At 74.7% G+C, this 22,827-nt stretch carries 22 protein-coding genes; 14 read left to right on the top strand and 8 right to left on the bottom strand.

Annotated elements, in window-relative coordinates; all coding sequences use genetic code 11:
* The first annotated feature begins 12 nt into the window (after positions 1-12).
* The 3 genes from E4P43_RS11635 (at position 13) to E4P43_RS11625 (ending at position 4,831) form a co-directional block, all read left to right on the top strand.
* On the top strand, positions 13-447 hold the full coding sequence (locus E4P43_RS11635) for a GNAT family N-acetyltransferase (RefSeq protein WP_135145613.1): 435 nt from the start codon (positions 13-15) through the stop codon (positions 445-447).
* A 200-nt stretch (positions 448-647) separates the two neighbouring features.
* Positions 648-4,208 (top strand): DNA polymerase III subunit alpha, encoded by a 3,561-nt coding sequence (gene dnaE, locus E4P43_RS11630; protein ID WP_209313845.1) that lies wholly within the window; start codon positions 648-650, stop codon positions 4,206-4,208.
* A gap of 59 nt (positions 4,209-4,267) precedes the next feature.
* Positions 4,268-4,831, top strand: coding sequence for an LPXTG cell wall anchor domain-containing protein (locus E4P43_RS11625; protein WP_135145612.1), 564 nt, complete (start codon positions 4,268-4,270; stop codon positions 4,829-4,831).
* A gap of 9 nt (positions 4,832-4,840) precedes the next feature.
* Here E4P43_RS11625 and E4P43_RS11620 read toward each other — a convergent pair whose 3' ends face one another.
* On the bottom strand, positions 4,841-5,638 hold the full coding sequence (locus tag E4P43_RS11620; protein WP_135145611.1) for an LON peptidase substrate-binding domain-containing protein: 798 nt from the start codon (positions 5,636-5,638) through the stop codon (positions 4,841-4,843).
* Between the two features lie 126 nt (positions 5,639-5,764).
* On the opposite strand from E4P43_RS11620, the gene hisD reads away from it, so the two are divergent.
* From hisD to E4P43_RS11600, 5 genes are read left to right on the top strand one after another with little or no spacing between them, the layout of a single operon-like run.
* The gene (gene hisD / locus E4P43_RS11615) at positions 5,765-7,069 is read left to right on the top strand and encodes a histidinol dehydrogenase (protein WP_135145610.1); all 1,305 of its coding nucleotides are present in this window, start codon (positions 5,765-5,767) and stop codon (positions 7,067-7,069) included.
* Complete coding sequence (locus E4P43_RS11610; RefSeq protein ID WP_135145609.1) at positions 7,066-8,178, top strand: histidinol-phosphate transaminase; 1,113 nt, start codon at positions 7,066-7,068, stop codon at positions 8,176-8,178. The genes hisD and E4P43_RS11610 overlap by 4 nt, the downstream gene beginning before the upstream one ends.
* A 4-nt stretch (positions 8,179-8,182) precedes the next feature.
* Positions 8,183-8,779, top strand: coding sequence for an imidazoleglycerol-phosphate dehydratase HisB (gene hisB, locus E4P43_RS11605; protein WP_135145608.1), 597 nt, complete (start codon positions 8,183-8,185; stop codon positions 8,777-8,779).
* Between the two features lie 3 nt (positions 8,780-8,782).
* A complete protein-coding gene (locus tag E4P43_RS19915) occupies positions 8,783-8,959 on the top strand; it encodes a hypothetical protein (RefSeq protein ID WP_167759158.1) in 177 nt (58 codons plus the stop codon).
* Between the two features lie 7 nt (positions 8,960-8,966).
* Positions 8,967-9,557, top strand: a complete 591-nt coding sequence (locus E4P43_RS11600; protein ID WP_135145607.1) for a nucleotidyltransferase family protein — start codon at positions 8,967-8,969, stop codon at positions 9,555-9,557.
* A gap of 23 nt (positions 9,558-9,580) precedes the next feature.
* Here E4P43_RS11600 and E4P43_RS11595 read toward each other — a convergent pair whose 3' ends face one another.
* Positions 9,581-10,837, bottom strand: a complete 1,257-nt coding sequence (locus tag E4P43_RS11595) for an HNH endonuclease signature motif containing protein (protein WP_245159095.1) — start codon at positions 10,835-10,837, stop codon at positions 9,581-9,583.
* Between the two features lie 204 nt (positions 10,838-11,041).
* Here E4P43_RS11595 and hisH point away from each other — a divergent pair, with 204 nt between their 5' ends.
* The gene (gene hisH, locus E4P43_RS11590) at positions 11,042-11,677 is read left to right on the top strand and encodes an imidazole glycerol phosphate synthase subunit HisH (RefSeq protein WP_135145606.1); all 636 of its coding nucleotides are present in this window, start codon (positions 11,042-11,044) and stop codon (positions 11,675-11,677) included.
* Positions 11,678-11,758: 81 nt separating this feature from the next.
* Positions 11,759-14,083: a M20/M25/M40 family metallo-hydrolase gene (locus E4P43_RS20850; protein ID WP_135145605.1), complete on the top strand. Its 2,325-nt coding sequence runs from the start codon at positions 11,759-11,761 to the stop codon at positions 14,081-14,083.
* A gap of 18 nt (positions 14,084-14,101) precedes the next feature.
* Here E4P43_RS20850 and E4P43_RS11580 read toward each other — a convergent pair whose 3' ends face one another.
* Complete coding sequence (locus E4P43_RS11580) at positions 14,102-14,716, bottom strand: nitroreductase family protein (protein ID WP_135145604.1); 615 nt, start codon at positions 14,714-14,716, stop codon at positions 14,102-14,104.
* 33 nt (positions 14,717-14,749) lie between these two features.
* Positions 14,750-15,298, bottom strand: coding sequence for a TIGR03086 family metal-binding protein (locus tag E4P43_RS11575; RefSeq protein WP_135145603.1), 549 nt, complete (start codon positions 15,296-15,298; stop codon positions 14,750-14,752).
* Between the two features lie 38 nt (positions 15,299-15,336).
* Here E4P43_RS11575 and E4P43_RS11570 point away from each other — a divergent pair, with 38 nt between their 5' ends.
* Entirely contained in the window at positions 15,337-16,179 is an 843-nt protein-coding gene (locus E4P43_RS11570; protein ID WP_135145602.1) for a helix-turn-helix transcriptional regulator, read from the top strand.
* Positions 16,180-16,184: 5 nt separating this feature from the next.
* Here the strand turns inward: E4P43_RS11570 and E4P43_RS11565 are convergent, their stop codons facing one another.
* Positions 16,185-17,000, bottom strand: a complete 816-nt coding sequence (locus E4P43_RS11565; protein ID WP_245159094.1) for an alpha/beta hydrolase — start codon at positions 16,998-17,000, stop codon at positions 16,185-16,187.
* 84 nt (positions 17,001-17,084) lie between these two features.
* Here E4P43_RS11565 and priA point away from each other — a divergent pair, with 84 nt between their 5' ends.
* From priA to hisF, 3 genes are read left to right on the top strand one after another with little or no spacing between them, the layout of a single operon-like run.
* Entirely contained in the window at positions 17,085-17,816 is a 732-nt protein-coding gene (priA, locus tag E4P43_RS11560; protein ID WP_135145601.1) for a bifunctional 1-(5-phosphoribosyl)-5-((5-phosphoribosylamino)methylideneamino)imidazole-4-carboxamide isomerase/phosphoribosylanthranilate isomerase PriA, read from the top strand.
* Positions 17,813-18,205: a RidA family protein gene (locus tag E4P43_RS11555; RefSeq protein ID WP_135145600.1), complete on the top strand. Its 393-nt coding sequence runs from the start codon at positions 17,813-17,815 to the stop codon at positions 18,203-18,205. Before priA ends, E4P43_RS11555 begins: the two co-directional genes overlap by 4 nt.
* Positions 18,202-18,996, top strand: a complete 795-nt coding sequence (hisF, locus tag E4P43_RS11550) for an imidazole glycerol phosphate synthase subunit HisF (RefSeq protein ID WP_135145599.1) — start codon at positions 18,202-18,204, stop codon at positions 18,994-18,996. The genes E4P43_RS11555 and hisF overlap by 4 nt, the downstream gene beginning before the upstream one ends.
* 3 nt (positions 18,997-18,999) lie before the next feature.
* Here the strand turns inward: hisF and E4P43_RS11545 are convergent, their stop codons facing one another.
* The 3 genes from E4P43_RS11545 to E4P43_RS11535 all read right to left on the bottom strand — a co-directional run bounded on the left by E4P43_RS11545 (position 19,000) and on the right by E4P43_RS11535 (position 22,717).
* Positions 19,000-19,539 (bottom strand): hypothetical protein, encoded by a 540-nt coding sequence (locus E4P43_RS11545; protein ID WP_135145598.1) that lies wholly within the window; start codon positions 19,537-19,539, stop codon positions 19,000-19,002.
* Positions 19,540-19,710: 171 nt separating this feature from the next.
* On the bottom strand, positions 19,711-20,322 hold the full coding sequence (locus E4P43_RS11540; RefSeq protein WP_135145597.1) for a TIGR03085 family metal-binding protein: 612 nt from the start codon (positions 20,320-20,322) through the stop codon (positions 19,711-19,713).
* Positions 20,323-20,368: 46 nt separating this feature from the next.
* Complete coding sequence (locus E4P43_RS11535) at positions 20,369-22,717, bottom strand: hypothetical protein (protein ID WP_135145596.1); 2,349 nt, start codon at positions 22,715-22,717, stop codon at positions 20,369-20,371.
* Between the last annotated feature and the right edge of the window lie 110 nt (positions 22,718-22,827).

Below are 22,827 nucleotides of genomic sequence, written 5' to 3'. Positions count from 1 at the left end.
AGGATGGGAGACGTGCCGAGCCCCACCGCCAGCGTCGCCACCGCCGAGGACTGGCCGGAGGTGGCCGCGCTTCGCACCCGCGTCTTCGTCGAGGAGCAGGGCGTGCCGGCCGAGATCGAGCAGGACGCCGCCGACGCCACCGCCGTTCACGTGCTGAGCCGGGACGCTGCCGGCCGGGCCGTGGCCACGGGACGGCTGCTGCTCGACGGGCCGGTCGCGCGGATCGGGCGGATGGCCGCCGACGCCGAGGTGCGCGGGCGGGGGCACGGCGCCGCCGTCCTCGCCGAGCTGCACCGCCAGGCCGCCGCCCGCGGGGCGCGGGAGGTCGAGCTGCACGCCCAGCTGCCGGCCCGCCGCTTCTACGAGCGCGAGGGGTACGCGGCGGTCGGCGAGGTGTACGAGGAGGCGGGCATCGCGCACGTCACGATGCGGCGCGCGCTGCCCTGAGGCACCGCTGTGACGGAACGGTCCACTGTGAGAAGACACGTTCTGTCAGACCCTCGAAGTAGACACGTCCCAGTGCGAGGATCGACCCACCGGCCCGCCGGTGCCTGCCGCCCCCGCATGCACTGCCGGTCTTCCCCGCCGGTCGCCCGCCGCGTGACGCCGGCCGGGCACGCACGACCCGTGAGGAGCACAGACCCACTGTGAGCAGCCCGTCCGACTCGTTCGTGCACCTGCACGTGCACACCGAGTACTCGATGCTCGACGGCGCCGCGAAGCTGCCGGAGGTCACGAAGGCGGCGGCCGAGCAGGGGATGCCGGCGCTGGCCATGACCGACCACGGCAACGTGTTCGGCGCCTACGACTTCTACAAGCAGGCGAAGAACGCCGGCGTGAAGCCGATCATCGGCATGGAGGGGTACTACACCCCGGGCTCGCGGTTCGACCGGGCGCCGTTCGACTTCGGCGACAACCTGATCGACGAGGAGGGTGACGGCGGCTCCAACCGGGGCAAGGCGGCCTACACCCACATGACGCTGCTCGCCCGCACCACGGAGGGCATGCACAACCTCTTCCGCATCTCCTCGCTGGCCAGCCTGGAGGGGCAGTACCGCAAGCCGCGCTTCGACCGCGACCTGCTGGAGCGCTACGGCAAGGGCCTGATCGCCACCACCGGCTGCCCGTCGGGCGAGGTGAACATGTGGCTGCGCGCCGGCAAGGAGGACAAGGCCCGCCAGGCCGCCGCCGACTTCCAGGACATCTTCGGGCGGGAGAACTTCTACGCCGAGCTGATGGACCACGGGCTGTCCATCGAGAAGAAGACCCGCCCCGCGCTGCTGGCCATCGCCAAGGACCTCGGGATCCCGCTGCTGGCCACGAACGACCTCCACTACACGCACAAGGAGGACGCCGAGGCCCACGACGCCCTGCTGTGCATCCAGACCGGCTCCCGGCTCAACGAGCCGAACCGCTTCAAGTTCAACGGTGACGGCTACTACCTGAAATCGGCCGCCGAGATGCGGGCGCTGTTCACCGGCGACCTGGCCGAGGCCTGCGACAACACCCTCCTCGTGGCCGAGCAGTGCGACGTGACCTTCACCGAGGGTGCGGACCTGATGCCGCGCTTCCCGCTGCCGCCGGGGGAGGACGAGACCTCCTGGTTCATCAAGGAGGTCGAGCGCGGGCTGCACAAGCGGTACCCCAACGGCATCCCCGACCACGTGCGCAAGCAGGCGGACTACGAGACCGGGATCATCTGCCAGATGGGCTTCCCGGGGTACTTCCTCGTGGTCGCCGACTTCATCAACTGGGCCAAGGACAACGGCATCCGCGTCGGTCCCGGCCGTGGCTCGGCCGCCGGCTCGCTGGCCGCCTACGCCATGGGCATCACCGACCTCGACCCGCTGCAGCACGGCCTGATCTTCGAGCGGTTCCTCAACCCCGAGCGCGTCTCGATGCCCGATGTCGACATCGACTTCGACGACCGCCGCCGCGGCGAGGTCATCCAGTACGTCTCGCAGAAGTACGGCGAGGAGCGGGTCAGCCAGATCGTCACCTACGGCACCATCAAGGCCAAGGCCGCGATCAAGGACGCCGCCCGGGTGCTCGACCGGCCCTACTCCGTCGGTGACGAGCTGACCAAGCTCATGCCGCCGGACGTGATGGGCAAGGGCATCCCGCTGTCCGGGGTGTTCGACCCGGCGCACCCGCGCTACAAGGAGGCGACGGAGTTCCGCGCCCGCTACGAGTCCGACCCGGGCGCGGCCGAGGTCGTGGACCAGGCCCGCAAGCTCGAGGGCCTGAAGCGCCAGTGGGGTGTGCACGCCGCCGGCGTCATCATCGGCCGCTACCCGCTGATCGACTCCATCCCGATCATGCGGCGCGAGGCCGACGGCGCGATCATCACGCAGTTCGACTACCCGACCTGCGAGACGCTCGGCCTGCTCAAGATGGACTTCCTGGGCCTGCGCAACCTCACGGTCATCGACGACGCGCTGCGCAACATCGTGATCAACGGCAAGGAGCCGGTGGATCTCGACGAGATCAGCAAGGACCTCACCGACCCGAACACCTACGCCCTGCTCTCCCGGGGCGACACGCTGGGCGTCTTCCAGTTCGACGGCGGCCCGATGCGGTCGCTGCTGCGGCTCATGCGGCCGGACAACTTCGAGGACATCTCCGCCGTCGGCGCGCTCTACCGGCCCGGCCCGATGGGTGCGAACTCGCACACGAACTACGCGCTGCGCAAGAACGGCCAGCAGGAGATCACGCCGATCCACCCGGAGCTGGCCGAGCCGCTGGAGGAGATCCTCGGCCAGACCTACGGCCTGATCGTCTACCAGGAGCAGGTCATGGCGATCGCGCAGAAGGTCGCCGGGTACTCCCTCGGCAAGGCCGACCTGCTGCGCCGCGCGATGGGCAAGAAGAAGAAGTCGGTCCTGGACGCCGAGTTCGTCGGGTTCGAGGCCGGCATGAAGGCCAACGGGTTCTCCAGCGCCGCGATCAAGACGCTGTGGGACATCCTCGTCCCGTTCGCCGACTACGCGTTCAACAAGGCGCACTCCGCGGCCTACGGCCTGGTCTCCTACTGGACCGCCTACCTCAAGGCGAACTACCCGGCCGAGTACATGGCCGGGCTGCTCACCAGCGTCCAGGACGACAAGGACCGCCGGCCGATCTACCTCGCCGAGTGCCGCCGCATGGGCATCAAGGTGCTCCCGCCGGACGTCAACGAGTCCTCCTGGGACTTCACGGCCGTCGGCACCGACATCCGGTTCGGCCTGGCCTCGGTGCGCAACGTCGGCACCAACGTCGTGGAGTCGATCGTGAAGGCGCGCGAGGAGAAGGGCGCCTTCAAGGACTTCGCCGACTTCATGCGCAAGATCGACACGGTGGCCTGCAACAAGAAGGTCGTCGAGTCCCTCGCCAAGGCCGGCGCCTTCGATTCCCTCGGCCACTCGCGGCAGGGCATCGTGGCCATCCACGCCCAGGCCGTGGAGTCGGCGATGGGGCTCAAGCGCAAGGAGGCCGAGGGGCAGTTCGACCTGTTCGGCAGCTTCGGTGCCGACGGCGTCGACGAGGACCCGTTCGGCGGCGCGCTGGAGATCACCATCCCCACGGCCGACTGGTCCAAGAGCGAGCGGCTGATGTTCGAGCGCGACATGCTCGGCCTCTACGTCTCCGACCACCCGCTGCACGGCGTCGAGCACGTGCTGACCTCGCACGCCGACACCCCGATCGCCGAGATCAACGCAGGTGGGGTGGAGGACGGCGCCAACGTCACCATCGCCGGCATCCTCACCTCCGTCTCGCCCCGCACCAACAAGCAGGGTGCCCCGTGGGCGATCGCGACGGTGGAGGACCTGGAGTCCGGCATCGAGGTGCTGTTCTTCCCCAAGACCTGGGTCGAGGTCTCGGAGAAGGTGGTCCGCGACCAGATCGTCGTGGTCAAGGGACGGATCAGCCGGCGCGACGACCAGCCCTCGCTGTTCGGCTCCGAGGTCACCATCCCCGAGCTCACCGAGGGCCCGCGCGGCCCGGTGCTGGTCTCGATGGCCGCCGCCCGCTGCACGCCGCCGGTGGTCGAGCGGCTGCGCGAGGTGCTGGGCAGCCACCCGGGCACCACCGAGGTCCAGCTCAAGCTGGTCAACGGCAGCCGCGAGACGGTCCTGCGCCTCGACCAGGGGCTGCGCGTCCGGCCGAGCACCGCGCTCATGGGCGACATCAAGGCGCTGCTCGGGCCGACCAGCGTGGCCCTGCTCTGAGCGACCGGTTCGCGGGGGGCGGCGGGGCACGGCTGCCGGGCCCGGGGTTCACTGGACCGGTGAGCACGCCGCCGCTGGAGGCCCCGCCGCTGCCGGCGTCGCCCTCCCGCGTGTTCTGGCAGGGCTGGCCGGAGGTCCGCCAGGACCTCCGCGGTGGCACCGGCCTGCTGCTGGGGCTCGGCCTCGCCGGCCTGCCGGCGGGCGTGCTCTGGTGGCTGCTGGCGCCCAAGGCCGACTACCGCGTGACCGACGCCGGGCCGGTGCCGGTCGGGCCGCCGGTGGGGGAGCTGCAGGCCGGCGACGACGCCGTGCTCGTGCTCCTCCTTCTCGGGCTGGGCCTGCTCGCCGGGCTCGCCGCCTGGCTGCGCCGTCGCACGCGCGGTGTCGGGACGCTCGCCGTGCTGGCCGCGGGCGGGTCGCTCGCCTCGGTGGTCGCCTGGCAGCTGGGGGAGCTGCTCCGCCGCCCGCCGACCGAGGCCGAGCTGGCCGACGTCGGGACCGTCGTCACCACCGGGCTGACGCTCGGCTCCCTGCCGGGGCTGGCCGCCACGCCGTTCGCCGCCCTGCTGGCCTACCTGTGCTGCGCCATCCTCGCGGCCGACGACGGCCTGGGCCGGGAGTAGGCGTCCGCCTCAGTTCACCGTCATGGGGGTGGTGAACTGCTGCAGCGGTGCGGGCACGGCGCCCAGCTCCTGCAGCAGCGTCAGCTCCCGGCGGAGCAGCCGCGACTCCGCGGCCAGCCGCCGCCGCGTGGCGGACTCGGCGAGCAGCGCCTGCCGGTCCTCGGTGGTGAGCAGGGCCGAGGAGGCGACCAGCCAGGACAGCGCCTCCGGGTCGTCGGACGCCGCCGCCAGGCGCACCGCCGCCTCGACACCGTCGCCCTGGGCGCCGGCACCGAGGGCCGACACCTCCGCGACGTAGCGGGTGAAGAGGTCGCCGACGCCGCGCGCCAGCAGGTCCATCGACCCGCGGGCCACCGACGAGGCCAGCTCGTCCGAGGGCAGAGCCAGCGCCGAGCCGTCGGCCACCGACTCGGCGTCCCCGGCCGCCTCCTCGGCGGCCTCCTCCTCGGCCAGCCACTCGACCTCGGCCTGCAGGTAGGGCGGGTCGTCCCCGACGACGACGTCGAGCAGGCGGAACCGCTCGCCGCCCACGGTCACGATCCGGAACCCGCCGTCGGGCTGCGGCTGGACCCGGCGCAGGCGCGCGACGCAGCCGATGTCGTAGAGCGCCGCGGCCGGGGCCACCCGCTCGACCTCCCAGCCCTGCCGGATCGCCACCACACCGAAGAACCGGTGGTCGTCGTGCTCGGGCAGGCTCAGCAGGTCGTGCATCAGCCGGCGGTACCGGGGCTCGAAGATCTGCAGGGGCAGGACGACCCCGGGGAACAGCGGCCGCCCGAGCGGGAACAGCGGGATCAGCTCACCCATCCCGGCAAGACTACGGCCCGCGACCGGGTCGGCCGGTCCGGCGCCCGGGTGCGGCCCGGCGGCTCCGGGACCGCTGGCTACGCTGAGAACCCCTGGTACCACGCGCCCGAACCCCGGAGGCACCCCGTGCTCGCACGCATCGACCTGCGCGGAAACGCCCTGCCCGGAGTCCGCGAGCTCGCCGGGCTGCTGCCGCGGGCCGCCACCGACATCGACTCGGTGCTGGCCACCGTCCGTCCGCTCTGCGAGGACGTCCGCGTCCGCGGGGCGCAGGCCGTCCGCGAGATCACCGCGCGGATCGACGGCGTGGACGCCGAGGACTTCGCCGTCCCCCAGGAGGCGCTGGACAGCGCGCTGGCCGAGTGCGACCCCACCCTGCGGGCGGCGCTCGAGGAGGCCATCTCCCGGGTGCGGAAGGTGCACACCGACCAGCAGCGCACCGACGTCACGACCCAGGTCGTCCCCGGCGGCACCGTGATGGAGCGCTGGCTGCCGGTCCGCCGCGTCGGCCTCTACGTGCCCGGCGGCCTGGCGCCGCTGCTGTCCAGCGTCGTGATGAACGTGGTGCCGGCGCAGATCGCGGGCGTGGAGTCCATCGCCGTCGCCTCCCCGCCGCAGCGCGACAACGGCGGCCTGCCCGACCCGGGCGTCCTGGCGGCGTGCGCGCTCCTCGGCGTCACCGAGGTCTACGCCGTCGGCGGGGCCCAGGCCATCGCCGTCTTCGGCTACGGCGCCGGGTCCTGCGAGCCGGTCGACATGGTCACCGGCCCGGGCAACATCTACGTGACCGCGGCCAAGCGGCTGCTGCGCGGCCTGATCGGCATCGACTCCGAGGCCGGTCCGACCGAGGTGGCCATCCTCGCCGACGACACCGCCGACCCGGCGCACGTCGCCGCCGACCTGATCAGCCAGGCCGAGCACGACCCGCTGGCCGGCGCCGTCCTGGTGACGCCGAGCGAGGAGCTCGCCGACGCCGTCCTCGCGCTCGTGCCGGGCCAGGTCGCGGCGACCAAGCACTCCGACCGCATCACCACCGCCCTCGACGGCACCCAGTCCGGGATCGTGCTCGTCGACGACGTGGAGGCCGGGCTGCGCGTCGTCGACGCCTACGCCGCCGAGCACCTGGAGATCCAGACCCGCGACGCCCGCGAGGTGGCCATGCGGGTGCGCAACGCCGGCGCGATCTTCGTCGGCGCCTGGTCGCCGGTCTCGCTGGGCGACTACGCGGCCGGCTCCAACCACGTGCTGCCCACCGGCGGGTGCGCGCGTCACCAGAGCGGCCTGAGCGTGCAGTCGTTCCTGCGCGGCATCCACGTCATCGAGTACGACGAGCAGGCGCTCGCCGAGGTGGCGCCGCACATCGACGCCCTGGCCGGGGCCGAGGACCTGCCCGCGCACGCCGCCGCGGTGCGGATCCGGCAGCGGTCGTGACCTCCCTGGACGAGCTCCCGCTGCGGCCGGAGCTGCGCGGCCGCACGCCCTACGGCGCCCCGCAGGTGCCGGCGCGGCACCGGCTCAACACCAACGAGAACCCCCACCCGCTGCCCGACGAGCTGCTCGCCGACCTCGGCACGGCGCTCGGGCACGCGGCGCTGGAGCTCAACCGGTACCCCGACCGCGACGCCGTGGCGCTGCGCACCGACCTGGCCGCCTACCTGACCCGCACCAGCGGCGAGGCGGTCGAGCCGGCGCAGGTATGGGCGGCCAACGGCTCCAACGAGGTGCTGCAGCAGATCCTGCAGGCCTTCGGCGGGGCCGGGCGGACCGCGCTGGGGTTCACCCCGTCGTACTCGATGCACCCGATCATCTCGGCGGGCACCGGTACCGGCTGGGTCGACGGGCACCGGTCTGCGGACTTCACCATCGACACCGAGGCCGCCGTCGCGCAGGTGCGCCAGGTGCGGCCCGACGTGGTGTTCGTGACCAGCCCGAACAACCCGACCGGCACCGCGGTCGACCTCGCGACGATCACCGCGCTGTACGACGCGACGTCGGGCGTGGTCGTGGTGGACGAGGCGTACGCGGAGTTCGCCCGCCCCGGCACGCCCTCCGCGCTGACCCTGCTGCCGGGCCGGCCGCGGCTGATCGTCAGCCGCACCATGAGCAAGGCGTTCGGCATGGCCGGGCTGCGGCTGGGCTACCTGGCCGCCGACCCCGCGGTGGTCGACGCGATCCAGCTGGTCCGGCTGCCGTACCACCTGAGCTCGCTGACCCAGGCGGCCGCGCGCGCGGCGCTCGCGCACACCGACGCCCTGCTGGCGACGGTCGCGGCGGTCATGGAGCAGCGGGACCGGATCGTCGCCGCGCTGCCGGGCATGGGGCTGACCAGCGTCGCCAGCGACGCCAACTTCGTGCTCTTCGGGCACTTCGCCGACGCGCCCGCCGCCTGGCAGGCGCTGCTGGACCGCGGCGTCCTGGTGCGCGACGTCGGCCTGCCCGGCTGGCTGCGGGTGACCGCGGGGACCGCCGAGGAGACCGACGCCTTCCTCACCGCGCTGGGTGAGGTCGCGCCTGACCTGCGCACAACTCTGGGAGACTGACGGCATGACCCGCACCGCACGCGTCGAGCGACAGACCAACGAGACCAAGCTCGTCGTCGAGCTCGACCTCGACGGCACCGGCACCAGCTCGATCAGCACCGGCGTGGGCTTCTACGACCACATGCTGACCGCGCTGAGCAAGCACAGCGGCATCGACCTGACCGTGCAGGCCGACGGCGACCTGCACATCGACGCGCACCACACCGTCGAGGACGTCGCGATCGCGCTGGGCCAGGCGTTCGCCGAGGCGCTGGGCGACAAGCGCGGCATCACCCGCTACGGCGACGCCACCATCCCCATGGACGAGGTGCTCGCGCAGGCCGCCGTCGACCTGTCCGGCCGGCCGTACTTCGTGCACGCCGAGCCCGAGAACATGACGCCGATGATCGGCCCGGACTACCCGACCAGCCTGACCAAGCACGTGCTGGAGTCCTTCGCGTTCAACGCGCGGATCAGCCTGCACGTGCGGGTGCTCTACGCCGGCCGGGACGCCCACCACATCGTGGAGGCGCAGTTCAAGGCGCTGGCCCGGGCGCTGCGCGCCGCCGTCGCCATCGACCCGCGGGTCACCGACGTCCCCTCCACCAAGGGCGCGCTGTAACCGGTGAACTCAGGTCTGGCCCTGCTCCTGCTGGGCGGCTTCCTGCTCGGCGGCGCGTGGAGCATCTGGCGCGCCGACTCCGACACCGACGGCCGCACGGGCCCGCAGGTCGTGTTCGCGCTGATCCTGCTGGTCGCGGCGCTGCTGGCGAGCGCGTCGGGCATCCTCCGCATGGTCTGAGCCGGGCGTGCGCACGCCCGCCGAGGAGCGCTTCCTCGGGATCGTGACGGCGGACCCGACCGTCCGGGCGGTGCTGGACCGCGCCCCGGCCCTCGGGCTGGGCGACTGGTGGCTGACCGCCGGCGTGCTCTTCCAGACGGTGTGGAACGAGCTGACCGGTCGCCCACCCGGCACCGGGATCCGCGACGCGGACTTCTTCTACTTCGACGCCGACACGTCGTGGGAGGCCGAGGACGCCGTCATCCGCGCCGGCGCCGAGCTCTTCGCCGACCTGCCTGTCCCGGTCGAGATCCGCAACGAGGCGCGGGTGCACCTCTGGTACGAGGCGAGGTTCGGCGTGCCGGCCGAGCCCTTCCACGACTGCGCCGACGCGATCGACCACTTCGCCGCCGTCTGCTGCTGCTACGGCGTCCGCGTGGACGGCTCCGGTGGGCCCGAGGTGTACGCGCCGCACGGCTACGACGACCTCTTCGGCCTGGTGGTGCGCCCCAACCGGCGGCTGGCGCCCCGGCACGTCTTCGAGGCGAAGACCGCCCGCTGGCAGCAGCAGTGGCCCGAGCTCACCGTGCTGCCGTGGGACGACGCGCCCGCGCGCTGACCACGCCCCCCGCTCGCCCGTGCTCAGCCGGCTCGGGTGGTCACCTGTTCGTCGGTGGGGCGGGGGAGGACGAGGACCTCGGTGCCGTCGGGGCGCCGGGTGCGCCACCGGCCGTCGGGTTGTCGTGCCACCCGGAAGCCGTGGTGGACCTTGGTGTGGTGCCGCTCGCAGAGCAGGCCTGAGTTCTCCAGCGAGGTGTCTCCGCCGTCGGCCCAGTGGACGAGGTGGTGGACGTCGCACCAGTGGCTGGGGGCGTCGCAGCCTGCGAAGACGCAGCCGCCGTCTCGGGCCTCGACGGCGCGGCGGAGGTGGTGGGGGACGACGCGGTGGGAGCGGCCGAGGTCGAGGGGCTGGCCTTCGGGGCCGAGAACGATGCGGGTGACGGTGCTGTCGCAGGCCAGCCAGCGGGCGCGGGCGGCGGAGACGGTGGCCCCGAAGCCGAGGGTGGCGGCTCCCGGGCCGGTGCCGGGGTCGACCAGGTCTGCGATGGGGATGGTGACCACGGCGTGCGGCTTGGAGGTGCGCAGGACCGGCAGATGGCCGGCGGCGAGCTGGTTGTCGCACAGCTGCACGAGTGCGTCGGCCTGCTGCTGGGCGCGGGTTCTCGTGTCCCCGGCGGGGCGGGAGGCCTGCAGGATCGACTCGATCGCGGCCTGCACCTTCTCCCCGCCCACCGCATCCAGTTCCAGCCGGCCGGTGAGGGAGCCGTCGGCGTGCTTGGCCCAGCTCAGCGACCGCTGCTCGGTCGGGTCGGGCTCGGCACCGTCGGGGTCCAGCCGCGCGAGGTAGTGCGCGACCGCCGTGCGCAGCTGCGGGTGGAACTGGGTGCTCGCAATCTCGGCCAGCAGCTCGTCGATCCCGGCGAGGTCCACGCCCTGCTCCGCGGCGGCCACCCGGTTCCTCTCCGCCGCGACGGGCGCGATGACCCCGACCGCCTCGGCCGAGAGCGCACCGGCGGCGAACGCCGCGGCCACCGCCGGCAGGTGCTCCAGCGCCCGCCCCGTGCGCACCAGCGCGTTCGCCGCAGAGGCGGAGAACCGGGCATGCCCCCGGAGCCAGGACTGCATCGAGGCCTTGCCGTCGACCTCCGCGGCGTCGGCCAGCTCGCACTGCCGCACCATGCGCGCCACCTCGGCGTCCAGCCGGTTCTTCAGCACCAGCAGACCACCGAGCCGCTCCAGCGGAGCCAGGCCGAACATGCCGTCGAGCCGCTCGCCCGAGAGCTCGTCGAGCACCGACTCCAGCGCCTCCACGACACCTCCCGGGCGACTCGAACGCATGTACGAATCCTACCGGGAAGAGTCGTCGAACGCACCATGAATCTCCAGGTCAGCGGCTCGTCCACTGGTGCCGCGCGGCCCTTGAGGGGGGACCCTTCGTCGGTCGGACGACCAGAGCCGACCCTGCCGGACCGTCGGCTAGGTCACGCCCGCTCCCCGGGAACACCGCGGACCCCTCCTGCGCTGGTCGGTAGCGTGGCAGGCGTGAAGAAGGTGGCGGTCCTCGACTACGGCTCGGGCAACCTGCGCTCGGCGGAGCGTGCCCTGCAGCGCGTCGGTGCCGACGTCACGGTGACCTCCGACATGGACACCGCGCTGGAGGCCGACGGTCTCGTCGTCCCCGGCGTCGGCGCGTTCGCCGCCTGCATGACCGGTCTGGACGCCGTCCAGGGACGGCGCATCATCGGCCGCCGCCTCGCCGGCGGTCGCCCGGTCCTGGGCATCTGCGTCGGCATGCAGATCCTCTTCGAGCGCGGTGTCGAGCACGGCGTCGACGCCGAGGGCTGCGGCGAGTGGCCGGGCGTCGTCGAGCAGCTGAAGGCGCCGGTGCTGCCGCACATGGGCTGGAACACCGTCCAGGCGGCCCCGGGCAGCACGCTGTTCGCCGGGCTCGAGGACGAGCGCTTCTACTTCGTGCACTCCTACGGCGTCCGCGAGTTCCCCCTCGGCCAGGACGGCGACTCGCCGCTCGCCCCGCCCAAGGTGACCTGGGCCGAGCACGGCGACCGGTTCGTCGCGGGCGTGGAGAACGCCGCGCTCTCGGCCACCCAGTTCCACCCCGAGAAGAGCGGCGACGCCGGCGCCCAGCTGCTGACCAACTGGCTCGGCACCCTCGACTGACCGGGCCGCGCCTCCCCGTAGCGGGGCGCGCCCTCACCTAGGGTTCCCGCGTCCTGTCACGGTGCAGCCCAGGAGGCCGGCGTGCCCGCTCCGCGTCCACCCCGCCCGGACGTCCGGCCGGGGCGTCTCGCGGGCCTGCTCACCGTCGCCGTCCTGCTGGCGCTGACCGCCTGGACCGTGGTGGGCCTGCAGCCGCCGGACCCGCGGCCGGCCGACGCCCCGCCCACCGAGTTCAGCGCCGAGCGCGCCTTCGAGCACGTCCAGCGGGTCGCCGCCGGGGTCCACGTGACCGGCAGCCCGGAGAGCGACGAGGTCGTCGACGGGCTGGTCGCGACGCTGACCGGGCTGGGCCTGGACACCCGGGTGCAGTCAGCGGTGGGCGCGCGGCAGGGGAGCGCGGGAGAGGTCCGCATGGCCCGGGCGCGCAACGTCGTCGCCGTCCTCCCCGGGACCGACCCCACCGGCCGGCTCTACCTGATGGCCCACCACGACTCCGTGGAGGCCGGGCCGGGCGCGGCCGACGACGCCGCCGGCGTGGCCGCACTCCTGGAGTCCGTCCGCGCGCTCACCGCGGGACCGGCGCCGCGCAACGACGTCGTCGTCGTCCTCACCGACGCCGAGGAGGCCTGCCTCTGCGGCGCCGACGCCTTCGTGGCCTCGCACCCGCTGGCCGGGGGCGGCGTGGTGCTCAACTTCGAGGCCCGCGGCACCACCGGGCCGCCGATCATGTTCGAGACGTCGCTGGGCAACGTCGACCTGGCCGCCGTGTTCGCCGACACCGCGCCGCACCCGGTCGGCAGCAGCTTCGCCGTCGAGGTCTACCGCGCGCTGCCCAACGACACCGACTTCAGCGTGCTGCTCGACGACGGTGGCTTCACCGGCATGAACACCGCCTTCATCGACGGCGCGGCGGCGTACCACACCCCGCAGGACACCCCCGAGCGGCTGGACCGCGCCAGCCTGCAGGCCATGGGCGACAACGCCCTCGCCCTGGCGCGGGAGCTGGGCGGCCGCGACCTCGCGGCCCTGGCCGCGCCGGCCGCCGGGGACGCCACGTACTTCCCGCTGCCCGGCCTGCTCGTGCGCTACCCGGACTCGTTCGTCCGGCCGCTGGCGGGAGCGGCGCTGGTCGCCGTCGCCGGGCTGGCCCTGGCCCTCCGCGCCCGCGCCGTCAGCACGTTCCGCCGCACCGCCGGCAGCGCGCTGCTGGCCCTGGTGCCGCTGGCCCTCGGGCCGCTGGCCGCGCAGGGGCTGTGGGCGCTGCTGGTCGCCGTGCGCCCCGGCTACGCCTCGATGCTCGACCCGTGGCGGCCGGGGTGGTTCCGGCTGGCCGCGGTCTCCCTCGTGCTGGCGGTGGTGCTGCTCTGGTACGTCCTGCTGCGCCGCCGCGTGGGCCCGGCGCCGCTGGCCGCCGGCGCGCTGATCTGGCTCGCCGTGGTGGCCGTGGTGCTCGCAGCCGTGGCGCCGGGCGGCTCCTACCTGGCGGCCTGGCCGGCGCTGGTCGGGGGGCTCACCGGGATCGTCGCCACCCTGACCACCTCCCGCGTGGTCCGGGTCCTCGCCGCGCTGCTGACCGGGGCGGCGGCGGTCCTGGTGCTGGCTCCGACCGCGGCGCTGTTCTTCCCGTCGCTGGGGCTGTCGCAGGCGACCACGCCGTCGGTGGTCGTCGTCCTGGCGGCGCTGGCGCTGCTGCCCGCCGTCGAGCTGCTCCTCCCCGGCCCGGACCAGCCCCGGCCGGCACGCCTGGCCGCGGCCCTGGTCCCGGTCGGTGCGCTCGCCGTCGCGGCCGCCTGCGCGCTCACCGGGCTGTCGGTCGACCGGTTCGACGCCGCGCACCCCGTCCCCAGCCGGCTGGCCTACCTCCTGGACGCCGACCGCGGCGAGGCGCGCTGGGTCAGCACCGAGACCACGCCGGGGGAGTGGACCGGCCGGTTCGTCGACGGTCCCGGCACCCTGGGCGCGGACTACCCGTACCTGGCCGGCCGCGACGTGCAGACCGGCCCGGCGGAGGCCGTGGACCTGCCGGCGCCGGAGGTGGCCGTGGTGTCCGACGCCGTGGTCGGTGGGCTCCGGGAGATCACCGTGCGGGTGACCCCACGGCGGGACGACGTCCGGCTCGTGGACCTCGAGCTGAGCGTGGACGGCGGCACCGTCGTGCGCGGCCGGATCGGCGGGCGGGCCTTCCCCGAGGGCGCCCTCGGGCAGGAGCGGCTGCGGGTCACCTTCCACGCGCCGCCGGCCGAGGGGCTGCAGGCGGCCTTCACCGTCGACGGCGAGGGGGCGGTGCGGCTGCGGGCCACCGACGCGGGCGACGGGCTCTCCGGCCTGCCCGGCTACCAGCCCCGGCCCGAGGGCGTCGACGTCGCCGGGACGCACGGCGCGACCTGCTGCTGGTCACGGGGATGACCGAGCTCGGCTGAGCGGTCACCACCTGCCGCGGTGCACGACCTCGTCGACGCCGCGGCGGCCGCGCCGCAGCGACGGCGAGCGCTTGTCCTCCGTGCCCGGGTAGCCGACGGACACGCAGCCGACCGGCCGGTACTCCGGGGGGACGCCGAACGCCGCCCGGAACGCCTCCACCCGCTCGGCCGGTACGCCGAAGAAGCAGGCACCCAGCCCCTCGTCGACCGCGGTGAGCAGCATCAGCAGCGAGGCCATGCCGGCGTCGACGTCCCAGTACGGCACCGGCCAGCGCGCCTCGTCGCGGTCGGTCCACCCCTTGTCCGGCTCGGCGTACCGGTCCAGGTAGGCCGACTTGTTGGCCAGCGGCACGACCAGCAGCGGGGCGCGGCGCATCCGGGCCAGCCAGCCGTCGCGCGCCCCCGTCGGGTGGGCGGGCGCCGGCGCGGTGGCGGCCCAGAAGCGGTCGCGCTCCTCGGGCGTCTCCAGCACCAGGAAGGCCCACCCCTGGCTGAACCCGGCCGACGGCGCACGGATCGCGTGCTCCAGCAGCCGGTCGCGGACCTCCGGCGGCACCGGGCGGTCGGGGTCGTAGTCGCGCACCATGCGGCGACGGCGGACGACGTCGGCGAACTCCACGGCAGCAGCCTGCCGCACGGGCGGCCGGCGGGCTCAGACCGTCCGGCCGAGACGGGCCAGCAGCCGGGTGGCCCGGTCGGCGTCCTCGGGGACGTCGACCGCCGGCCGGCAGATGCCGTCCATGTACAGGGCCGGCCCGAAGCTGTCCGCGCCCGCCTCGATCCGGTCCAGCTCCGCGGCGGTCAGGCCTGGGTCGGCCCCGACCGCGGTGGCGATGTCCCACCGGTGCACGACCATGTCCCAGACGTAGAACTGCTCGAACGCGGCGCCGACCGTCGTCGGCCCGAAGAAGCCCTCGAACCCCGTCGCCGGGACGGCGTCGTCGGCCAGGGCGCCGGCCACCCGCCGGGCGTGGCCGCGCCAGGCGGCGGCCGGGTCGGGGAGGACGTCCGGAGCGGGGCCGAGGTCGACCCCGTGCGTGCCGAGGAAGTCCCGCTGCGTGCTGACCAGGTGCCCGACGACGTCCGCGACGGACCAGCCCTCGCACGGCGACGGGGTGGACCAGGCGTCGGCCGGCAGGGCGTCGAGGATCCCGGTGAGGGCGCGGTCGCTGGTCTCGAACTGCGAGGCGGTGTGGTTCATGCGCCAGAACGTAGGGACGTGCGGCAGGCTCGGTCTTGATGAAACCCGACAGCCGCCGTACCCGGCCCGACGTCATCGAGCGGGCCCACCTCAAGGACCCCGACGACGCGTCCCACGTCATGCACCGGTACCCGGCGCCGATGGAGTTCGACGGGTTCCTGCAGCGCTTCTGGATCCCGGTGTGGTCGGTGCCGCCGGGCCTGGAGGCGCCCCAGCGCGTCCTCCAGTACCCCGTGGCGCTGGTCGTGGTGGCGCAGGACTACGCGCGCTTCTACGGCGTCGTCCCCGGCCTGTCGACGACGACGCTGAGCGGTGCCGGCTGGGCGTTCGGCGTCATGTGCGCGCCGGCCGCCGGCGCGCTGATCGCCGGTGGCCCGATGAGCGCCTACACGGACCGGCACGTCGACGTCGCCGACGTCCTGGGCGTGGCCGGCGAGGAGCTCACCGCCCGGGTCCGGGCCGCGATGGCGACCGACCCGCACGCGGCGGAGTCCCACGCCGTCGGCATGGCCGCGTTCGGGGACGCGCTGCGGCCCCTGCTGCCGGTCGACGACGACGGCCGGCTGGTCAACGAGGTCGTGGCGTTCGTGGAGGGCGACAGCGAGGTGACCCGGGTGGCCCAGGTGTGCGAGCGGTTCGGCCTCTCCGAGCGGGCGCTGCAGCGCCTGGTCCACCGCCGGCTCGGGCTGACCCCGAAGTGGCTGATCCAGCGCCGTCGCCTGCAGGAGGCGGCCGAGCGGCTGCGCGACGGGTCGGCCGCGCTGGGGGAGGTGGCGGCCGTCCTCGGCTACGCCGACCAGGCCCACTTCACGCGCGACTTCGCCCGCGTCACCGCCATGACACCCGGCCAGTTCGCCGCGCGGCACGCGCCGGGGCGCTGACCCGGTCAGCGCGGCGCGACGTCGACGACGGCCTGCACCAGCTCCTCACCGTCGAGCAGCACGAGGTCGTTGTGCCCGGCCCCCGGCACCTCGACGAGGGCGTGCAGCCGCCCGGCGGCCGCGGCCACCCGGCGGCTCTGCGCCGGGGGCACGATCGTGTCGGCGGTGCCCAGGACCACCGTCGTCGGGACGTCGAGGCGGGCGACCTGCTCGGCCACCGGGTAGCGGTCGCGCAGCAGCAGCCGAACCGGCAGGAACGGGTAGTGCTCGCTGCCCACCGCCGCGAGGTCGACGAAGGGTGACCGGAGCACCAGCCCGGCGGGTGGGTGCTCCACCGCGAGGGCGGTGACGACGGCGCAGCCGAGGCTCTCGCCCAGGTAGACGAGGCGCTCCTGCGGCACGCCCGCCTCCTCGACCAGCCACGCCCGTGCCGCCCGCACGTCCAGGCCCAGCCCCGCCTCGTCCGGGCTGCCGGGGTTGCCGCCGTAGCCGCGGTAGTCGAACAGCAGGACGGCCAGCCCCGCCCGCCCCAGCGCACGGGCCAGCAGCGCGCGGTGCTCCCGGTTGCCCCCGTTGCCGGCGGCGACCAGGACGGCGGGGGCGTCGGGCGAGGGACCCGGGAGGAACCAGGCGCCGAGCCGCAGCCCGTCGGCGGTGGTCAGCACCACGTCGCGGCCGCCGTCGAGGACGGTCGCCGCCGCGGGCACCGGCCCGTCGTCGGGCAGGTAGACCAGGCGGCGCTGGAACGCCCACAGCAGTCCCACGAGGACAGCACACACGAGGCCGAGCACCAACGCCGTCCGGAGCAGCCGACGCAGCACACCGGAATGGTCCCGGACGGCCGGCGGTCCGGCGCCCGGGAGCTGGCTCCGGGCCCCGGATCGGCGGTCCCTAGGCTTGTCGTCGTGCCGAAGCTGCAGCTGCTCCCCGCCGTCGACGTCGCCGACGGCCAGGCCGTCCGTCTCGTCCAGGGGGAGGCCGGGAGCGAGACCTCCTACGGCGACCCCCTCGAGGCGGCCCTGCAGTGGCAGCGCGACGGCGCCGAGTGGGTGCACCTGGTCGACCTGGACGCCGCCTTCGGCCGCGGCACCAACCGCGAGCTGCTGGCACGGGTCGTCGGCGAGCTGGACGTCGACGTCGAGCTGTCCGGCGGGATCCGGGACGACGCCTCGCTGGAGGCCGCGCTGGCCACCGGCTGCCGGCGGGTCAACCTGGGCACCGCCGCCCTGGAGTCGCCCGAGTGGTGCGCCCGGGCGATCGCGGAGCACGGCGACCGGATCGCCGTCGGGCTGGACGTGCGCGGCACCCGGCTGGCCGCCCGTGGCTGGACCAAGGAGGGCGGGGAGCTGTACGAGACCCTCGCCCGGCTGGACGCCGAGGGCTGCTCGCGCTACGTGGTCACCGACATCACCAAGGACGGCACGCTGCGCGGCCCGAACCTCGACCTCCTCCGCGAGGTCTGCGCCGCCACCCCGCGGCCGGTGATCGCCTCGGGCGGCGTCAGCTCCCTCGACGACATCCGCGCCCTGGCCGGGCTGACCGCGATCGGCGTCGAGGGCTCCATCGTCGGCAAGGCGCTCTACGCGGGCGCGTTCACCCTCCCCGAGGCGCTGCGGGTGACCGAGGAACTGGCGTGACCGTCATCCGGCTGGGCAGCGGGGCACCGTGGGAGGCCCTCGTCGGCTACAGCCGGGTCCTCGTCCGGGGCGACACCGCCTGGGTGAGCGGCACGACCGCGGTCGTCGACGGCGCGGTCGCCCACCCCGGGGACGCCGCCGCGCAGACCCGGCTGGTGCTGGAGACGGTGGAGCGGTCCCTCGAGCGCGCCGGCTTCGCCCTGCACGACGTCGTCCGCACCCGGATCTACGTCACCGACATCTCCCGCTGGGAGGAGATCGGCCGGGTGCACGGGGAGTTCTTCGGCGACGTCCGCCCCGCGACCACGATGGTGCAGGTCGCCGCGCTGATCGACCCCGAGATGCTGGTCGAGATCGAGGCGGACGCGGTGCGGGAGGGGGCGGCGTGAGCCTCTCCGTGCGCGTCATCCCGTGCCTGGACGTCGACGCCGGTCGCGTGGTGAAGGGCGTCAACTTCGTCGACCTGCGCGACGCGGGCGACCCGGTGGAGATGGCCCGGGTCTACGACGCCGAGGGCGCCGACGAGCTGACCTTCCTCGACATCACGGCCAGCTCCGGCGACCGCGAGACCACCTACGACGTCGTCCGGCGCACCGCGGAGAGCGTGTTCATCCCGCTCACCGTCGGCGGTGGCGTGCGCAGCGTCGACGACGTCGACAAGCTGCTGCGCGCCGGGGCGGACAAGGTCGCGGTGAACACCGCCGCCGTCGCCCGGCCCGAGCTCATCGCCGAGATCGCGCACCGCTTCGGCAGCCAGGTGCTCGTGCTGTCGCTGGACGCGCGCCGCACCCGGGACGGCGCAGTCACCGACTCGGGCTTCGAGATCACCACCCACGGCGGGCGCCGGGGGACCGGCCGCGACGCCGTCGAGTGGTGCGTGCAGGCCGCCGAGCTCGGGGTCGGCGAGATCCTGCTCAACTCGATGGACGCCGACGGGACCCGCGCCGGGTTCGACACCGAGCTGGTCCGCCAGGTCCGCCGGGAGGTCCGCGTCCCGCTGATCGCCAGCGGGGGAGCGGGGGCGGTCGAGCACTTCCCGCCCGCCGTGGAGGCCGGCGCGGACGCCGTGCTGGCCGCGAGCGTCTTCCACTTCGGCCAGCTGCGGGTGGGCGACGTCAAGGCCGGGCTGGCCGCCGCGGGTGTGCCCGTCCGCCAGGGGGCGGACACCCCGCGACGCTGAGCGTCAGGCGGTCCGGCGGTGCAGTGCGGCGCTGCTCGCCATCACGAACAGCGAGAGCCCGGCCTGCACCCAGGTCCACCAGCCCACGGGCGTGTGGCCGGCCAGCGGGCAGATGATGGTCATGACCGCCATCAGCGCGCCGGCCACCAGCCCGAGGCGAGCGGCGTACCGGCTGCCGCGCCACAGGGCGACGACCGCCGCGACGATCGAGCCGACCGCGGCGAGGTCGATCGGCAGCTGCCACAGCGCGTAGTGCACCTCGCCGGTCGGCATCGGCTCGACGGCCGGGCAGGCGATCCAAGCCAGGGCGAAGGCCACCGCCAGCGCCTGCTGCCCGGTCGTGCGGCCGCTGCGCGCGGGCGGCGCCGGCCAGTGCGGCGGAGCGGACGCGTAGGTCGCCACGCCCGCCACCTCTGCCGGACCGGTCGCCGCCGCCGGTGGGACCACGGCCGCGGCGGGCTCCACGGGGACCGGCAGCGGGGCCGGCGCAGGGCCCGCGGGCGTGGTGCCGGGAGCGGCTGACCGGTGGTCGGCGAGGGACATGGCCGCACCGTAGCGCCGTCGGCGCCCCGGGACGAGCAGGTTCCGCCACGGGTCCCCCCAGGGCGGTGGGTGCCGGTCGCGACGCGGCAGGCATGCGGCCGGCTGTCCACCGGGGACCGGTCGCGGGAGGAGCGCGCCCACGTCCCGGTCGGCTGGCCGGGACCGTCGGCGTCAGGCGGTCGTCACCCGGGCGACGTCGCGGCGCCCGGAGGCCCAGAGCAGGAGCTCCAGCGGGTCGCCGGTGACCGTGCGGCCCCCGGCGCCCAGGCGCTTCTCCGCGCCGGGGACGTCGCTGCGCCGCAGGACGAGCCCGCGCCGCCCGGAGACCCGGCGTGCCATGACCGTCGCCGCCGACCAGATCTGGTCGCGGTCGGCGGAGGAGAGCTCCCGCGGCTCCCACCCCGGCCGGGCCCGGCGCACGTCCTCGTGGTGGATCGCGTACTCGGAGACGTTGAGCAGCCGGGCGAGGGCGGGCCACGCCATCGGCGCCCAGGCCGGCGGCCCGGACCGGACCTGGCCGACCACCTCGGGGTAGGGGGTGGAGGTGCGCAGCCGGTCCTCCACCCTGTGCGACCACCAGCCCAGCCGCTCCCCGCCCGGCACCATCTCCAGGCCGTAGCCCGGCAGCGCGTCGGGCCGCCGGTCGCGGACGGCCAGGTGCGCGGCCAGGTGGGCGGTCGTCCACCCCTCGCAGCAGGTGGGCGCGTCGGGCCCGACCTCCTCGAGCAGGTCGGCGAGCGCGGCGCGCTCGCGCTCGGGCAGGGACCGCGGAGAGGCGCTCACCCGGCGAAGCTACCGAGCGCCGCCGTGCGGCGACACCCGAGCGCCCTCAGCGCCCGCGCTTCCCGGTCAGCACCGTGTAGGTGTGCTCGCCGGGCACCACCGGCAGGGTGAGCCCCGCTCGGTCCACCGTCGCGCGCACCGGGCGGCCGTCGCGCAGGACCGTCGCGCCCCTCGGGAACTGCCCGGCCAGGAGGACCCGGCCCTCGCGGTCGGCGGTCGCGACGACGGTGAGCTCCTGGCCCGGGTCCAACCGCGCGCGGGCCAGGTCCAGCGACGCCCTGCCGACGTTGGTCAGCCGGAGGTCGAGCCGGTTGGCCACCGGGATGCGCGGCGACTCGCCCCACGAGCGGTTCACCTCGGTGTAGGGCAGCACGCCGCCGACGACGCCCGCGCCGGTGCCCGGCGAGCTCGGCGCGTCCCCGCGGCCGAAGCCGTGGCTGAACGCGTCGACCAGCGCCTTGGCCGGCAGCGTGCCTCCCGAGCCGGCACCGGGCGCGGTGGACCCGGGCCGCACGCCGGAGACCCAGTACGCGTGGTCGTGCACGAGGCCCAGCTCGGCGTCGTCGGCGGCCGGGACGTAGCCGAAGGAGACGTGGTGCGGGTCGCGGTCGACCCGCGACTCCCCGAGGAACTGCGTCGCGACCGGGATGTCGTAGCTGCGCAGCGCGAGGGCGAAGTGGTCGGCGCCCGGGACGGTGACGAAGCGGTAGCGGTAGCCCAGCTGCTCGAAGCCGCGGACGCCCACCTCCGGGGCGCCGACGTTCTGCGCGCGGGGACCGACGATCGGGACCAGCTGGTCGCCGCCGGCCGCGACGTTGAGGTAGGGCAGGTTGCGCGCGTTCTCCAGCCAGAGGTTCGACAGGGTCTCCACGCCGCCGGTGGGCGGCGCGGGCGGGAGCCAGATGCCGTCCCCGGGCGGGCCGACCGTGGTGAAGGCGCGGCCGAACAGGTCGGGGTAGAGCGTGCCGAGCCGGTAGGTCGCGTAGCCGCCCATCGAGTAGCCGCTGATCGCCGTCCGGTCGGGGTCGAGGGTGAAGTGCCGGGCGACGTCGTTCCACATCTCGAAGACGTCGTACTCGGCCTCGTGCTGGTACCAGCCGTCCGGTCCGCGGGACAGCGAGGTGGCCACGATGTTCTGGCGTGCCTCCCCGATCTGCTGGACGCCGGTCGAGCCGTTGTACTGCCAGTGCTGCTGGCCGAGGGAGTGCAGGGCGAGCGTGAGGCCGGTCCGGGTGCCGGGCCGGTAGCCGCTGGGGACGTAGAGGCTGTAGGGCTGCAGCTGGCCCCCGTACTGCGGGAACGCGGCGTCGAGGTCGCGCCCCTCGGCCAGCGGCAGCCGGCTGGGGAAGATCCGGATCGTCGTGCCGGTCGCCGGCACGGTCGTGCGGTCCCGCTCGGCGGCGAGCGCCGCGAAGTCGATGTCGCGGGCGTAGCGGGTCGGCTCGTCCCCGGTCAGGGCCGGGGCCTGCGCCGTGTCCGGCGGGGTGTTGGCGCCCGTCACCGGCTCGTCGAGGCGGAACCCCAGGTTGAAGATCGCGTTGGGCGCGGGGTCCAGCGCTCCGGCGCCCCCGGGGCTGTCGGCGTCGGCGACCGGCTGCGGGCGCAGCCACCCGCCCGTCGCCCGGTCGTACAGGCCGGCCGCCAGGGTCGCCCGCCACGTGCCGCGGGGGTCGCTGACCGTGCGCGGCACGGTGACCGTCACCTGGTTGGCCCTCAGGTCGGTGTGGACCTCCACCTTCCGGGTGCCCCGCAGCCCGCCGTCCGGGGCGAAGGAGGCGAGCTCGGCGCCGGTGCCCCAGACGGTGAGCACCTCGTCGGTCCCGGGGAACGGCGCACCGGGGTCGCGCGGCAGGGTGGCCGTCCCGGTGGCCGCGTCGCGGTCGGTGTCGAACGCGACGGCGAGGATCGTCGAGTCCTTCTGCAGCAGCGTGTTGAGGGTGAACCGGTAGGACACCCGGTCGCGCTCCGGCGCGATCCGGAACTCCACCAGGTCGGCGGCGTTGCCGCCGTACCGCGCCCGGTCGGTCGGGTAGGTGATGTCGCCGACGCGCTCGACGAGGGAGCCGGGCGGGAGCCCGCCGGTGTCGGAGCCGTAGTCGTCGAAGAGGTGGTCCTGGTACAGGTACTCGCCCCCGACGTAGGCCTCGTGCCCGGAGACCAGGAGCGGCTGGGCGCGGAACCGCCGGTCGCGGTTCTCCAGCTGCGGGGCGGCCGGCGCCGGCGCGTACAGCACGTCGGGCCCGGGGCGCGCCCCGCTCGGGACGGCCGGCAGCGACCCGGCCGCCGGGTCCTGCCCCGGACGGCGCTGGTCACCGGTGGCCGAGGCGGTGCCCGCGGGAACCATGGTCAGGGCGACGAGCGCGGCGCAGCCCACGGCGAGGAACCCTCTGCTCATGCCGACCCAACGAGCGGGGCGGCCGGGAGTTGCGACGCGCGTCACATCCGGTCGGCGGAAGGGGAACAAGCGGGTGCGGGCGGCTGTTGGGCCCAGTTAGCACGCCTAAG

The sequence above is a fragment of the Blastococcus sp. TF02A-35 genome (genome assembly GCF_004571075.1).
In the GTDB taxonomy this organism is placed as follows: Bacteria; Actinomycetota; Actinomycetes; order Mycobacteriales; family Geodermatophilaceae; genus Blastococcus.
The sequence above is the reverse complement of the archived record's forward strand: the minus strand, read 5'-3'. Positions and strand labels throughout refer to the sequence as shown.